Origin of the sequence: Lactococcus sp. dk101 (assembly GCF_009601055.1) — a bacterium.
Taxonomy (GTDB): Bacteria; Bacillota; Bacilli; order Lactobacillales; family Streptococcaceae; genus Lactococcus.
The window spans coordinates 345,507-361,006 of the sequence record NZ_WITI01000002.1 but is presented as its reverse complement, the minus strand read 5'-3'; the positions used below and the strand labels follow the sequence as shown (position 1 = coordinate 361,006).

The following is a 15,500-nucleotide window of genomic DNA, read 5'->3' as shown; positions in this document are numbered from 1 at the left end:
TTATTTCGTGTGTTATAATGGTCTTGCATCTGAATCCTCTTCCTACTTGTGTTTCCCAATTCAAGTATAAGAAATTCAGATGCGTTTTGCTTACTTCAAGGTGGCTAAACTAATTTTACAATTTACCATTTTTTTAGAATATTGAGCTTTCACTTTCTATCATTTAAAAGGAAATGATTTTTGGCTCACTTTTTTTGTTGCGTTTTTTCTCGGTTTGTTGATGTCTTTTTAGAAAAGAAAGGAAGATTAACCATGAAAAAAGCGATGAATAAATCCCTCAAAGTTTTTATTTCTCTCGTATTTATCTTGCTCCAATTGACCCAACCTTTGACACAAGTCGCCTCTGTCACACTTGTCAATACTGACCTTGCTACTGTCCTTCCTGACAGTTCAAATGGAAGTATCATTTCATCTTTTGACGCCAGTTTCACTGATGATGCTGGACTTGCTGTCGATCCTAGTCAGCTAACACTCAAAACCAATGTCAAACTTCATTATCAATGGAGCATTCCCAATGAATTGAAAGACGGCTATGAAATTAAAGCTGGCGACACCTTCAGTTTCAATTTGCCAACTCAGATTACCGTTTCTGCTGGAAGTGGGAGTCTCGGCCAATACGGAACCTACAAAATTGCTGCCACTGGTCTTGTGACTTTTACCTTTAATAGCGATGTCGAAAATGACAGTAATATCAGCGGTGACTTCTACTACAATCAAGGAAAATTGAATGTAACGACACCTGGTTTTTCAATCATTTCGGTGCCAACCATAAATGGAAACAAGGATGTTCCCATTACGGTTGAACCTTCGGGCGGTACGGATATCAGTAAAGCTGGACAACTTGATACAGCCAAAAATGGTCAAAAAATCACTTGGACAGTTGATGTCAACAGTAGCCAAAAGACATTGAAAAATGCCAGTATCACTGAGACCATGCCCACTGGTGTGACACTGACATCAACAAAAGTTCAACTTTTGAATGTCGCAATGGACGGCACAATTTCTGGTGTTGGTTCAGTCTTGACATCAGGAACTGATTATACAGTAGATGCATCAGGCAACATCAGTTTTATCGGTGCTTATGCTGAAACACGCAAGGCATTTCGGATTACTTACGTCACAGATATTGATAAAGCAAGCATTCCAACTGAAGGTGGTACGCTAAATTTTAAAAATCAAGCGACACTCAACAATCAAGGCACAACAAGTCCAGCAGAAGCCACTGTTAGCAGTACTTACGATAAGCTCATCAGCAAATCTGCGACAACTGCCAGTGGAAATGAACAAGTCAAATGGACAGTGAATTTCAATCCTGGTCGGCTTACTTTAGCTGCTTCTGACGCTGTCATTACTGACAGTTTGGATGCTAATTCTTCTTACGTGACTGATTCTATCGTGGTTAAAAATTCAGCAGGAAAAGTATTGGTCAAAGATCAAGATTATGTCCTCAGTTTTGACCAAAACAATCACATGGCCCTCGCTTTCCCTTCTGGATTAAGCACAGGCGTCGTTCTTACTTATAAAACACAATACAATGGTTCATTGTCACGTATTGGAGCAACCGTTACGAATGAAGCTTCTGCTGCTGGTGCGACAACTGGCCAAGTCAGCTATACTTTAAAGACTACTGGTTCAACAAAATCCATCTCAAATATTGATTACATGGATGATTTAGTGGGCTGGAACATCGTCATCAATCAAGACCGCCAAACTATGAAAAATGTTAGCATTCTTGACAAAATGGGCCTTGGTCTTCATTTGAATGAAAATAGCATGGTCATTACTGATCTTGATCTCAATAGCGTTTTAGATGCTTCAAAATACAACATCACCAAAACACCAGCCACATCAACTGAGGGCGAACGATTTGTTTTAAGTTTCAACGAAAGTCAAATGACAGAAGCTGAGTTATCGCACGCTTATCAAATTCATTACACAACAAACATTGATTATGCAAGCATGCAAGACGGGAAAGCAACCAACCGCTCTGAATTTACTTGGACGGATCCAATCAATCAAGTTCGTACAGAAGGCTTTAATGCCCCATTTGACCCCGTTACTGCCATCGACAATGACGGTGCAAAATCAGGAAGTTACAACGCGGTAAGCAAAGAAATTTCTTGGACTGTTGGTGTCAATTATCAAACAAACTTACAGAAAAGTCCTGTCATCACTGACACGATTTCCTCAGACCAAGTATACATCGCTGATAGTGCAGCTGTTTACAAGGTAACTGCCATCAGCACTAACGGAACGCCTACGCTTGAAACTCAAGCAACAGCCGCAAGTATTTCTTTTGATGAACAGACTAAAACCTTAAAAGTTGTTCTTCCTGACGGGTCTGATGCCCCTTATGTCTTGAAATACAAAACTAAACCTGTTGGCATTACACAAGCCAGCTACTCAAACACAGCGACATTGACTACCGCTGATGACAGTGAAAACTTCACAGCTAAAGTCTCTATCACAAATGGTAACAACCACTTGACCAAAACAGGTGAACAATCTAAAACAGATTCGTCTTACGTGGACTGGAAATTAACAATGAATGCGTCACAATCCATTGTTGAAAATGCCTCTATTTTGGATACACCTTCTGCCAATCAAATCATCAGTTACTCAAGTTTTAAAATTCAAGAAGCTGCTGTCAACACTGACGGTTCCTTATCAGGTGCTTATGCCAAAGACAGTAGCCCATTGGTTTTAGATCAAGACTACACCATTACTAAAAATACTGACGGAAGCTTCGTCATTCGTTTCTTGAAAACACTTGAACATGCTTACTATATTACATATAGCGCTTTAATTGACTCCGAACAAACAAAAGACACGGTCTCAAATGCTGCGGATCTTGTCAGCAATGACACAACACCAATTTCTGGCAGTCAGACCAGCCAAGTCAATGTTGTCAACAATGGTGGCTCATCAGTCGGTTCAAAATACAAATTGATTTTGAATAAAGTTGATAGCGATACTCAAGAACAACTTTCTGGTGCAAGTTTTGTCTTGACAAAGAAAAACAGCAGTTTTTCACAAACCAAAACGACAGATACAAATGGTCAAATTAATTTTACAGACTTGAAAGCTGGGACTTATCCCCTTACTGAAACGGTATCTCCTGCTGGATATATTTTACCAACTGAAAGTTACACCATTGTCATCGATAACGATACAACCGTTGATAAAATCATTACTTATACAGTTTCAAATACAAAAATCAAAGGCGATGTGGTCTTAACAAAGACTGACACTGAAACAACTGAGCCTCTTTCTGGTGTCACATTTGATTTGTATGATAATAGCGATACTAAAATTGCAAGCGACTTGACCACTGACCAAAATGGCCAAATCAAAGTAGATCAATTAGTACCTGGCAGTTATTATTTCATTGAAACAAGCACGGCATTCGGTTATGATTTTGATGCGGCCATGCATTATCACTTTGAAATCAGCCTTTCAGAATTAAACGCCGTCATATCAATCACAAACACCAAAACACCGATTGTTCCAGTGACTCCTGTCACTCCTGCTACTCCGACAGAACCTGTAACATCTGACATTCCAACGCTTCCAGTGACTCCTGTTTCAAGTCAAACAAGTGAAAACACAAAGGCAACGGAAAAAACAAGTACTCCAGTTGATGCCAAAGCATCAGATGAAAAGACCTTGCCACAAACAGGCTCTGAGTCTCAATTCTTTGGACTTGTTGTGGGGATTTTGTTATTGTCAGCCGCAATGCTGCTCAAAAAAATGAAGCAACATTCTTAATTAATCGAATAAAAAAATGATAAGAAAACTTATCATTTTTTTATTTGTTCAATCATGCAAAAAGCTAAGCAAAATCAGTATATGCGGGCGTATTTGTGGTATAATTGATACTGTTGTGTGCTTGATGAGGTTGTAATTAGCCCTCTGTTCACAAACGCTCTGTTCATTTTAATTAAAAATATGACCAAAATCCAGAAAGGAATTTCACAGGCCAATAAGCTGTGAAATCACTCGTTATTATATGAATATCAACGATTTCGACTTTGAACTCCCTGAAGAACTCATTGCTCAAACTCCCTTAAAAATCCGTGACAGTTCACGTTTACTTGTCCTTGACCCAAAAGCACACGAAATGAAAGATCAACATTTCACGGATATTTTGGATCAATTTGAGGCTGGCGATGCCCTTGTTTTGAATAATACACGAGTTTTGCCTGCACGTTTGCACGGAGTCAAACCAGATACACAAGGCCACGTCGAATTGCTTCTTTTGAAAGACAAAGGCGATAACCAATGGGAAACATTGGCCAAACCAGCCCGTCGTTTGCACCCAGGCAGTGAAATTATTTTTGGTGACGGTCGATTGAAAGCAACAATCATTGAAGACTTGGAACATGGTGGAAAAATTGTCAAATTTAGCTACGAAGGCATTTTCCTTGAAGTGCTTGAAAGTCTTGGCGAAATGCCATTGCCTCCATACATTCACGAACAACTTGAAGATCAAGAACGTTATCAAACGGTTTATGCCAAAGAAAATGGTTCTGCTGCCGCTCCTACTGCTGGATTGCATTATACTCCTGAACTTCTTGCAGCCATTAAAGCCAAAGGCGTTCACATCGTCGAATTGACCTTGCACGTTGGACTTGGAACATTCCGTCCCGTTTCTGTTGAAAATGTCGATGAACACATCATGCACAGCGAATTTTACCGCTTGACTGAAGAGGCTGCTGCTGAACTCCGTGCTGTCAAAGCTGCCGGACACAAAATCGTTGCTTCTGGTACGACATCAATCCGTACGCTTGAAACCATCGGTACCAAATTCAATGGCGACATCCAAGCGGACTCTGGTTGGACTGACATCTTCATCAAACCTGGATACGAATGGAAAGTCGTTGATGCTTTCAACACCAATTTTCATTTGCCAAAATCTACTTTGGTTATGCTTGTCGCTTCATTTGCTGGACGTGATTTCGTTCTTGACGCTTATAAACACGCGGTTGACGAACGCTATCGTTTCTTTAGCTTTGGAGATGCCATGTTTGTGAAGCCTAAGAAATAAGAAAAAGAAACCATTTGGTTTCTTTTATTTTTTTATCATTACAAATCAGATATTTTAGTTTATAATTATTGTATTAGAATATTTGGAGTAACTTATGAAAAGCTTGAAAACGAACCTTCTTCAGACTTACCACTTTTTGACTGGAGCAAAGTATTACTACCGTGATATTCTGCTTTTACACGGTTTTATCTTGTTCTTTCTGACACCACTTTTGTCAGCACTGACAAGACTTATCCTCAACCAAGCAGAAATCAGTTATCTTTCTCACGACAATCTGCCAACCATTTTGCAGCATCATCCTTTTATCCTGATTGGACTGATTTTAATGTTGCTTTTACTTGTTTTGGCAGTCTATTTTGAATTCACTTTTTTACTTTTGACGGTCTACTTTATTGAACAAAAGCAAAAAATAAACTTGCGACAACTTTTAAGAGGCAGTCTCTTACAAATCAAAAAAATTAAGGCTGGAAGCTTGCTCTTTTTCCTCTTCTATTTTCTGTTGATTTTGCCTTTCATTGGCATGAATTTCAATTCTGCGCTCTTGGCAAAATTTCAAGTGCCTGCTTTCATTTTAGATGTCATCTTTGATCACAACACACTGTTACTTGTTTTATTTATTGCCGTCACTATCTTCTTGATTTATCTGGCTGTTCGCTTTATCTTCGTGCTGCCCGAACTGATTTTAAAAGATCAAAAATTAGGAATTGCCATTCGTACCAGTTGGCAACGAACACAGCACCATCTCCTAAAAATCTTTATTAGATATTTTGTTGTTGTTGCTGCTTTGGCACTGCTTCTTTCGGTTTTTCAAGGGATCCTTCTTTTTATTCAACGTTTATTTGAAACATATTTACCACAAGATGATTTGACTTCAGCCATTGTCATCATGACCCTTTTACAAGTGCTTTGGCTCTTAGATATTGTCTTATCTACAGTCAGTATCTTCTATATCAGTATTGCTGAAATGAAAGCTCAAGACGCACTTCCAACATCATTAAACTGGTTGCCTATCGAAAGTCAAAAAACCACGGCCCAATCAAAATTTAAAAGCAAAAGTTTCCTTATTCTAGTCCTTGTCCTTTGTGTTTTAGGTCTGAGTGCAAAATCAAATGCTGACTTTTTAACGGATGCATCAAATACAATTCCAGCAACTGCTTCACACCGTGGCGTCGATAATAAAAATGCAGTACAAAATTCCATTGAAGCACTCAAATTGACCAGTCAAGAGACGCACCCTGACTATGTTGAAATGGACATTCAAGAAACCAAAGATCATCAATTTGTTGTCTTTCATGATTATAATTTGAAAGCATTGACGGGTATTGACAAGAAGCCAAATCAACTGACTCTGTCAGAGCTGACCAAAATAACCGTAAAAGAAAATGGCAAAACGGCACGGATTGTTTCCTTTGATGATTATTATAAAACGGCTCAGTCCCTCAACCAACGCTTGTTGATTGAAATCAAGCCAACCAAAGACGACAGCCCTGAAATGCTCGACAATTTCATTGCCAAATACGGTGATGCTATTGAAAAGCACGGCGATCTTGTCCAATCTCTGTCCTATGATGTGATTGAGCAGCTCAAGACCAAAGCGCCTCACTTGGTGGCAGGTTATATCATGCCCTTTAGCGTGGTCGGCCCGCCAAAAGGAAAAATGGATTTTCTAACCATTGAATACACCACCTTGAATGCCAAATTTATCAAGAGTGCGCACGCGCAAGGCAAAAAAGTATTTACTTGGACACCAAATGACGCTAAAACCATGTCACGCATGATGTTCTACGGAACAGATGGCATCATCACTGACCAAATGGAATTACTTAATGACACCATTTACTCCAATGAAGAAATGACTTATTCTGACAAACTCATCTTCTTTGTGACCGGAATCGGTTAATCATTTTAAACCACGATACTAAAAAAATGAGGCACTCATGAGTTTTGTTAATCTTGTCATGACTGACCAGTTTATATCTGTCCTTTCTGATGGGCAGGTAACCCAAGACGGTCAGATCATTGAATCACATTTTAAAAAATTTGAAACCAGTCCGCAGGGCTTTGTTATCGCCATCACTGGTTTTGAAAAAATCACAAATGACATCCGAAAAAAGTTCTATTATCAGCCTCAACTCAATTTTGACGAGGCAAAAGCACTTTTATTACACGAATTAGAGCATTATGCCATGAAACACTTGGCATTCTCTGGTCTCTTGTCTTTCAATGCTCTAATGGCGGGATTTGTCGGCACTGACAGCGGTCAAAAAGAAGGCCTTGCTTATACTTTCCATGTTGAAAATGGACAGATTACTGAAAAAGCCTACAAAAAATCGGCCGTTCTGTCTCTTCTGCCCGATGACATCAGCTTTAATCCCAATCTCATCATCAGTAAGCATTTGGCAGATGTCCCCAAAGCTCATTTGGCCTTTCATATCCCAAATCTGCAACGTAATGCCCTTTATCAAGTGGCAAATGCTTCAAAGACGGTCAACCACGTTTATTTTCAAGACATCATAAAAAAAGACTGATTACTCAGTCTTTTTTTCTTCTTCATTTTTCACTGCAGATGACAAACGCAATTTTCCATTTGGATTGTATTTTTTGAGTAGAACATCAATTTTTGCATCGTCCCAATTATCTGCGGAAGCAATGAAATTTCCATCTTTATCTCGATTTGAAATAATCTTAAATCCCATAATACTCCTCTTGAATCATTTTTAATCGACAAACTCGAATTCGAATTTTTGAATACGAACCAAGTCGCCATCTTTGGCGCCTGCTTTACGGAGGGCTTCATCAACACCCCAACCACGCATTTGACGGGCAAATTTCATCGCTGACTCATCATGCTCAAGATTGGTCATCTTGTAGAGTTTAATCAACTTCTCACCAGTCAAGCGGTACGCACCATCAGGGTCACGTTCGATTTCAAATGGTGTCGTATCATCTTCAAAGCCATAATAAGCAATTTGGTCAGCCATATCTTCGGCATCATAAAGTGGAAATTCTGGCGTTTCGCTCAAGATTTCGCTAGTCATTGCCAAGAGTGGTTGAAGCCCTTCTCTTGTCAGCCCTGACACAGGGAAAATCAATGGCATTTCTTCACCGTCAGCAAGTTCTTCTGCTATTTTTTCTTTGAATTTCTCCAAATTTTCAGCAGCTTCTGGCATATCCATCTTGTTGGCAACAATGATTTGTGGACGTTCCATTAAACGCAAATTGTATGACTCCAACTCATCATTGATGGTTTGATAGTCTTCAAACTGGTCACGTTCTTCAAGACCAGACATATCTAGGACATGAAGCAAAACACGCGTCCGCTCGATATGACGCAAGAATTGAATACCAAGTCCCGCACCTGAATGCGCTCCTTCAATCAATCCAGGCATGTCAGCCATGACAAAACTATTTTCGTAACCGACTTGAACCATTCCAATATTTGGCGTGATTGTTGTAAAGTGGTAAGCACCAATTTTTGGACGTGCATTGGAAACAACAGACAGCAAAGTTGATTTTCCTACTGATGGGAAGCCAACCAATCCAACGTCAGCAAGGACACGCAATTCAAGCATCAGCATGCGTTCTTCACCAGGTTCACCATTTTCGGCAACTTCTGGCGCAGGATTTTTAGGGGTTGCAAAACGAATATTTCCACGACCACCACGACCACCTTTGGCCACTACAAATTCTTGATCTTTATCAATCAAATCAACCAAAACAGCATCGGTTTCAAAATCTTTAACCGTAGTTCCCTGAGGCACTTTGACGATCAAATCTTGTGCGCCACGCCCATGCATTCCCTTGGTCATTCCCTTATCGCCAGGTTTCCCACGGAAAATGCGATTGTAACGGAAATCCATCAAAGTTGTCATACCTTCATCAACCTTGAAAATGACAGAGCCACCACGACCACCATCACCGCCCCAAGGGCCACCATCTGGAACAAATTTTTCACGACGGAAAGCAACTGCCCCATCGCCACCTTTCCCTGCGCGAACCTCAATCTTCGCAGTATCTAAAAATAAACTCATTTCATCCTTCTTTCATTCTAGACAATAGCCGACAAATCTTGTCATTAAGCCATTCTCCATTTAATCTCTTACTTTTGTACTCATACTCGAGCCACACTCAATTTCTTCTCTTTTCAAGTTTTTTACAATATCTAAGAAAAACGTGTGCTATCTATTATAGCATTTTATAACGTTTTTTTGTACTCTCTTTCTTAAAATTACTGATAAAAAGAACAATCCTTTATCAATTATTTCCTTGTTTATCATCTCCCATTATGCTCATTAAATCTTAATCATGAAAACGACGTTTAAGCGTGGCAACACTAATCCCCGTCTTTCGTTCAATCATTTTATAGGTCATCCCCTGATTGCGTAGTTCTCTAGCAAATTCTATTTGTTCTTTTGAATATTTCAAAGGCCGACCTTCTTTAAAATGAGGGTCATTTTCTCTAGCATAGTTTTTCCCTTCTTGCGTCCTTGTCAGTATCATGTCACGCTCAAACTGCGCAAATGCAGAAAATATAGTAAATACTAATTGTCCCGTCGGAGTATCATCAATGATTCCCATATTCAAAATATTGATCTTTACCCCTTTTGAAAATAAATCTTGAATGATTTCAAGCGCTTCACGCGTATTTCTAGCAAAACGATCCAGTTTTGTAATAATTAATGTGTCATATCTGATTTTACGCAAGAATGACCCTAGTTAAAAGATTACAATTTATCAGAAAACAAAAAAGCAGATTTAATCTGCTCTTTTTTAATTTGATGATGTTGTTGTCGTTGTAGTTGATGCACTACTTGATGAACTTGTCGTTGAGGACAAGCTTGTCCCAGCTGCTTTAGCACTTGCTGCAGCAGCTTTTTGGCTTGCTGAAACGCTCAAATCCTTCTGATAATCAGAAAGTGATTTGGCATAAATTCCAGCTTCCATATCGACCACTTGCGGTGCTTTCACTTGCTTGGCAATGCTTGGATAATAAGGCAGTTTATCAGCCATTTGCGAAAGCGACACACGGACTTGGTTGCCATCACTCATCTGAATAGCGATAAAGTCTGGGGTTGCTGTCGTTGGCGTCTTAGTAACTTTGGTAATCAAAGCCTTCAAACTTGGCGTCAGACTTTCGTAAGCACTGACAAAAGTTTGTACTTCTGCATCAGTAAAATTAACCAAAAGTAGCAAGCCCTTAATCTGAGCCGCAGTAGCAGCCGTATCCTTGACCACGTATCCATTACTCAAGACCAAATAAGTGGACTTGTTTTGTTGGACTGCGGCAACCGTTGTGTATTCAACAATTTTGAGTTGGACTTTATTTGGGAAAGCAAATGAAATTTTTGAACTTTCTAGACGCGGAAATTGCGTTTCAATTTTTTGGTTAATCTTTGCTTGATTGCGATAAATCGAATAAATGGAATCCCCAGTTTTCAAACCAGATGTTGTGGCAATTTGTTCAGCCGTTTCATGCGTGTTGCCGATGACCGTAAATGCACCGATTTTGCTGATTGGTGAAATAAAATAAAGCGCAGAAAGGAAAACTACCGCTGAAATCAGTAAAGGAAGCCACATTTTTTTAAGAATTGGCCCATATACTTTTTCTCTTTTTACTTTTTCTTTTGCAGCTTCTTCTTCATCATCATACTGCGCTTGTCTTGCCATCGTTTGCGAATGAAAACGGGCATAGGCTTCATCTGAATCATCTGAATCATCTGAGTCATCTAAATCTTCAAATGCTTCAGCTTCGTCATCGTAATATGGCGCATCTTCCTCATAAACGTCTTCTGAGTCATCATAATCATCCGACTCAAATGCTTCGTCATCATCTACTTCCATTTCGTCAGCGCTGACAGCTTCATCCTCTTCTTCATCAGATTCATCTTCACGATAATCGCTATAAAATGCTTCAAATGCAGCTTCTTCGCCTGGCAAATTTGAAAATTCATTTGTTTCATCAGCATCTGTCAAATCTGAGTCGTCTTTCAGACTTTCATTATAAAATTTTGTGACAGTAAAACGATCGGATGTTCCTCTGTTCGGATGCTCAACCGTTTTTTGATGTTTATAAGCTAAGTCTTTGTTGTCCCAGGGGGTTCGATTGTTTTTCTCTTCACTCATTTCATTATTTCTTTCACCAGTTGATAGAGGCGGTCGCTCGCATCAGGAACGCCGGCTTTGCGGCTGTTATCGGACATTGTTTGATAATTTTCTTCATCAGCAAAGATGTCTCTAATCGTTGATACCATCAAATCGCCTGTCAGTTCTGTATCACGAATCATCTTGGCAGCATGAATATCAACAAGCGCCTGCGCATTTTTTGTTTGGTGATCAGCGGTGACATTTGGGCTTGGTACAAAAATCGTAGGCAGGCCAAGTGCTGTCACTTCAGCAATGGTCGTTGCACCTGCACGGCACAATACCAAATCTGACGCTGCGAAAACATCAAGCATATTTGAGATATATGGACGAATTGCGATATTTTTACTCTCTTTATAGGCATCAAAAATCGCTTTGTCTTCGTCATAATAAATCTGACCTGATGCGTAAACCACTTGAAAATCTTCTTTTTCAAACAATGGTAAAGCCTTTTTAAAGGCTTCATTGATGGTCATCGCACCACGCGAACCACCAAAGATAACGACCGTTTTCTTTCCTTTTTGAAGGCCATATTCTGTAGTCAAAATGTCTGTCGCTTGCAAATGTGCAACTTCTTGCGCACGTGGATTTCCCGCGAAAACTGTTTTTTCTGCTGGAAAATAAGCTTTTGCTGCTTCAAATGCGACAGCAATTTTAGTGACCCGTTTGCTTAAAAACTTATTGGTAATGCCTGGAATTGAATTTTGTTCATGGATCAAGGTTGGAATATGAAGCGTTTCTGCCGCATAAAGAACAGGGCCTGCCACATAACCACCAGTCCCAACAACCACGTCAGGTTTGAAAGCTTTGATGATTTTTTTAGCAGCCTGTGTTGAAGTCAAAAACTTAGCAATGGTTCTGAAATTATCCAATGAAAGCGACCGTTTGAAACCTTGAACATCTACTGTTTTAAAGGCAATGCCTGCAGCAGGAACAATCTTACTTTCGAGTCCGCGCTCAGTTCCAACATACAAAATTTCTGAATTTGGTTCTACTTCTTTAATGTATTTGATAAAGGCAAGTGCTGGATAAATGTGACCGCCCGTGCCGCCACCTGTTAAAATAATTCTCATTTAAAACTCCCCTACCTTATTTTTTGAGTGCTTCAAAGGCATCAATAAAGAGATCCCCACGTTGTTCAGCATTCTTATATTGATCCCAACTTGCACAAGCAGGACTCAATAAAATGGTATCTCCTGCTTCAGTTTTAGGGAAAATTTCATTCAAACCAGTCACAACATTTTCTGTTTCAATATATGGAATGTCCAATTTTTCAGCGATCTTGCGGAATTTAGGAATGGTTTCGCCCATCAGGACAAGGCCTTTCAAGCCTACCAATGCTTCTTCAAGTTCGTCAAATTCGTTACCGCGGTCAAGACCACCGGCAAACAACCAAAGTTTACGATTATCAAAACCAGTCAAAGCTTTTTTCGCCGCCAAAATATTGGTCGCTTCTGTATCATTATAAGCACGACGTCCATGAGCCGTTCCCAAAAATTGCAAACGGTGACGAACACCTTCAAAAGTTGTCAGTACTGATAGAATGGCTTCATTACTTGCGCCACGAAGTTTAGCCACACTGATTGCAGCCAAGGCATTTTCAACATTATGGTCACCAGGCAATGATAAATCTGCGGTTTCCATGATGTATTCGCCTTTGAAATAAATCTTACCATCAAGGGCATAAGCGCCGTCTGTCACTTCTTTTGTCGAGAATGGCATAACGGTTGCTTTCGTTTTTTGGGCATATTTTTTCATTTTGTCTTGATTGAAATTCAAAATCAAAATGTCTGAAGCGTCCATCTTGTTTTGTAAGTTCCATTTGGCTGCTTCATAATTGGCTTGCGTGCCGTGATAATCCAAATGTGTTGAATAAATATTGGTAATCACTGCAATTTTAGGACGGAATTGATCCACGCCCATCAGTTGGAAACTTGATGTCTCCATGACAATGGTGTCAGTACTGACAGCTTCTGACGCCACTGTTGAGGCAGGAAATCCAATATTCCCGGCGAGTTTTGCAGATTGACCGTCCGCATTCAAAATGCCGGCAATCAAAGTGGTTGTCGTTGTTTTTCCATTTGTCCCCGTAATCCCGATGATTGGCGCTTCTGAAACCAGATAAGCCAATTCGATTTCAGTTAGGACAGGCATGTTCAATTCGAGCGCACGGACAACCATTGGATTGTCATAGCGAATGCCCGGATTTTTGACCATCAATTCAAATTCTTCATCTAAGAGTTCAACAGGATGTCCACCTGTGATGACTTTTATTCCTTCTTCGAGAAGTTCTTGTGCTTCAATATTTTCGTCAAATGGCTTGAAGTCGTTAACCGTAACGATTGCACCTAATTTAAAAAGCAGGCGTGCTGCGGCCATTCCTGATTTTGCTAAACCAAGAACCAAGACTTTTTTGTTTTCAAAAGTTGTTATTTTTTTCATGTTAGATTTCTAACTTCCCCTAAGAAGTTGGCAGAATGCCAAGACTTTTAAATTTTTAAAGTCAAAACAAGGTAGTCTTGTCCAACTTTAACTCTTCTATTTTACCGCGAATTCGCTTTTTTTTCAATAGTTCAACATACAAGCCACACAAATGAAGTCAGAAAAAACTGTCCAAAGACAGTTTTATTTCACTTTGGGAATTTTGAGCGTAAAGCATGAGCCATATCCGAGCTCCGAACTTACCTCAACTTCTCCCTTATAATTTTTCGCAAGCTGGCTAATAATGGATAAACCAAGTCCCGTTCCACCAATTTGTCTGCTTCTTGCTTTGTCAGCTCTGAAGAAACGCTCAAAGACATGCTCCAAATCATCCGCGCCAATTCCCATGCCTTTGTCAGACACACTTGTGATGATGAATTTTTCATCTTCAGAAAGTGTAATGGTGATTTCCTTTTCTTGACCTGGTGAATATTTGGCTGCATTGTCTAAGAGGATCAAAATGCCTTGTTCATAGTGATTGTCATGAATTTTAGCACGACCTTCCCCTTTGAGTTGATTATCCAAAGTCAAATCAAAATCTTCATGAATCAGTTGGAAATTCTTCAAGGTCATTTGACAGACTTTTAGAAGACTGGTGTCCATGTTTTCAAGGTCCAGTTCATCATTTTCAAAACGCGACAGAGCAAGCATTTCTTCCAGCATGGATTTCATGCGAATGATTTCTTCTCGGCTGGCTTGCAAAGACTCGTCTAAAATTTCTGGGTCGTTCTTACCCCAGCGATTGAGCATATTGATGTGTCCATCGAGAACGGCTAGCGGTGTCCGCAATTCATGCGACACGTCTGAAACCAAACGTCTCTGCTGTTCAAAATAACGGTGAGCCTTTTCCATGATTTCATTGTAAACTTCTGCTAAATCTTCGATTTCATCATTGGTATGAATTTCGATGGGTTGATATGCAATTTCTGGCGAACTGGCCACTTTTTTCATGGCTTTATGCAATTTTTCAAGCGGTGCCATGAAGCGTGAAACCATGTAAAATCCAATAATTTGTGACAGAATTAAAACCAAGACTTCCATAATGGTTAAGGCAATCATCAACTGACGGTTAATATTGTAGTAAAAACTGATGTCATAATAAGCTTGCACATAACCAATCGCCTGTCCTGTGGACTGAGAAATGATTTGCCGTTTGATAACATAGCCAGGTGTCGAGCCATGAATTTCTTGAATTTCATTTTCATCGCCAGATTGAAGTGGGAGCGACGTTTTTGCTGTCGAATAGATGAGCTTTTGCTCATTGTCGTAAATATAAAAGGCCCGTCGATGCCCAATCATACTATTCAAACTCTGCGGACTGTCTGCCGAAATATTGCCAATATCGTTGGAATTAAAATTGATATAATTGTGCAAATTTTGAATGCCGAGGGCTGTGTCAGATTTGCTCAAGGCTGCTTCAACGCGTTCAACAGCCGCAATAATTCCTGATTTTTCCTCGCTAATATAAGTGTTGATAGTAATCTGATAAATGAAAACAGAAAAAACGGTAAAGACAATAAAGCAAAAAACAGTATTGACAAAAGCCCAACGTAAAAGAATGCTTCGCCGGACAGGATTTTCTTTGACTTTTTTGATTTCTTTTTTGAATAAACTTCTCATTTTAATCATTTTATTACACACCTATACTGCACTAACTAAAAAGTAGTTCGCTTTTTAGTTAAGCTGCTAGCGCAGCTTTCCTTGTTCGCTCACCGCTCCAAGGGCAGTCATTTGCAGACTAACTAATAAAATCTGAACGATTTTAAAGTTAGTCTAGTATAGAATTGAGAAAATTCTGTCAGTACTGACAGAATTTAAATGAACTTTTCCT

At 39.6% G+C, this 15,500-nt stretch carries 11 protein-coding genes; 4 read left to right on the top strand and 7 right to left on the bottom strand.

Annotated elements, in window-relative coordinates; translation table 11 throughout:
* The first annotated feature begins 252 nt into the window (after positions 1-252).
* The 4 genes from GHI45_RS03570 to GHI45_RS03555 all read left to right on the top strand — a co-directional run bounded on the left by GHI45_RS03570 (position 253) and on the right by GHI45_RS03555 (position 7,575).
* Complete coding sequence (locus GHI45_RS03570; protein WP_147779119.1) at positions 253-3,768, top strand: LPXTG cell wall anchor domain-containing protein; 3,516 nt, start codon at positions 253-255, stop codon at positions 3,766-3,768.
* 241 nt (positions 3,769-4,009) lie between these two features.
* On the top strand, positions 4,010-5,047 hold the full coding sequence (gene queA / locus GHI45_RS03565) for a tRNA preQ1(34) S-adenosylmethionine ribosyltransferase-isomerase QueA (protein WP_147779118.1): 1,038 nt from the start codon (positions 4,010-4,012) through the stop codon (positions 5,045-5,047).
* 94 nt (positions 5,048-5,141) lie between these two features.
* The gene (locus GHI45_RS03560) at positions 5,142-6,947 is read left to right on the top strand and encodes a glycerophosphoryl diester phosphodiesterase membrane domain-containing protein (protein WP_147779117.1); all 1,806 of its coding nucleotides are present in this window, start codon (positions 5,142-5,144) and stop codon (positions 6,945-6,947) included.
* Between the two features lie 37 nt (positions 6,948-6,984).
* A complete protein-coding gene (locus tag GHI45_RS03555; protein WP_147779116.1) occupies positions 6,985-7,575 on the top strand; it encodes a hypothetical protein in 591 nt (196 codons plus the stop codon).
* On the opposite strand, the gene GHI45_RS11240 is transcribed toward GHI45_RS03555, so the two are convergent.
* From GHI45_RS11240 to GHI45_RS03525, 7 genes are all read right to left on the bottom strand, one after another.
* Positions 7,576-7,743 carry a hypothetical protein gene (locus GHI45_RS11240; RefSeq protein WP_187230046.1) on the bottom strand — a complete coding sequence of 56 codons (168 nt, stop codon included), beginning with the start codon at positions 7,741-7,743 and terminating at the stop codon, positions 7,576-7,578.
* Between the two features lie 21 nt (positions 7,744-7,764).
* Entirely contained in the window at positions 7,765-9,078 is a 1,314-nt protein-coding gene (gene obgE, locus GHI45_RS03550; RefSeq protein ID WP_147779115.1) for a GTPase ObgE, read from the bottom strand.
* A 268-nt stretch (positions 9,079-9,346) separates the two neighbouring features.
* A complete protein-coding gene (locus GHI45_RS03545) occupies positions 9,347-9,751 on the bottom strand; it encodes a recombinase family protein (protein WP_147779114.1) in 405 nt (134 codons plus the stop codon).
* A 66-nt stretch (positions 9,752-9,817) separates the two neighbouring features.
* Positions 9,818-11,170, bottom strand: coding sequence for a cell division protein FtsQ/DivIB (locus GHI45_RS03540; RefSeq protein WP_147779113.1), 1,353 nt, complete (start codon positions 11,168-11,170; stop codon positions 9,818-9,820).
* Positions 11,167-12,261, bottom strand: a complete 1,095-nt coding sequence (murG, locus tag GHI45_RS03535; protein WP_147779112.1) for an undecaprenyldiphospho-muramoylpentapeptide beta-N-acetylglucosaminyltransferase — start codon at positions 12,259-12,261, stop codon at positions 11,167-11,169. The genes GHI45_RS03540 and murG overlap by 4 nt, the downstream gene beginning before the upstream one ends.
* 16 nt (positions 12,262-12,277) lie before the next feature.
* Positions 12,278-13,630 carry a UDP-N-acetylmuramoyl-L-alanine--D-glutamate ligase gene (gene murD / locus GHI45_RS03530; protein WP_147779111.1) on the bottom strand — a complete coding sequence of 451 codons (1,353 nt, stop codon included), beginning with the start codon at positions 13,628-13,630 and terminating at the stop codon, positions 12,278-12,280.
* Positions 13,631-13,813: 183 nt separating this feature from the next.
* Positions 13,814-15,298: a cell wall metabolism sensor histidine kinase WalK gene (locus GHI45_RS03525; RefSeq protein WP_228386002.1), complete on the bottom strand. Its 1,485-nt coding sequence runs from the start codon at positions 15,296-15,298 to the stop codon at positions 13,814-13,816.
* Between the last annotated feature and the right edge of the window lie 202 nt (positions 15,299-15,500).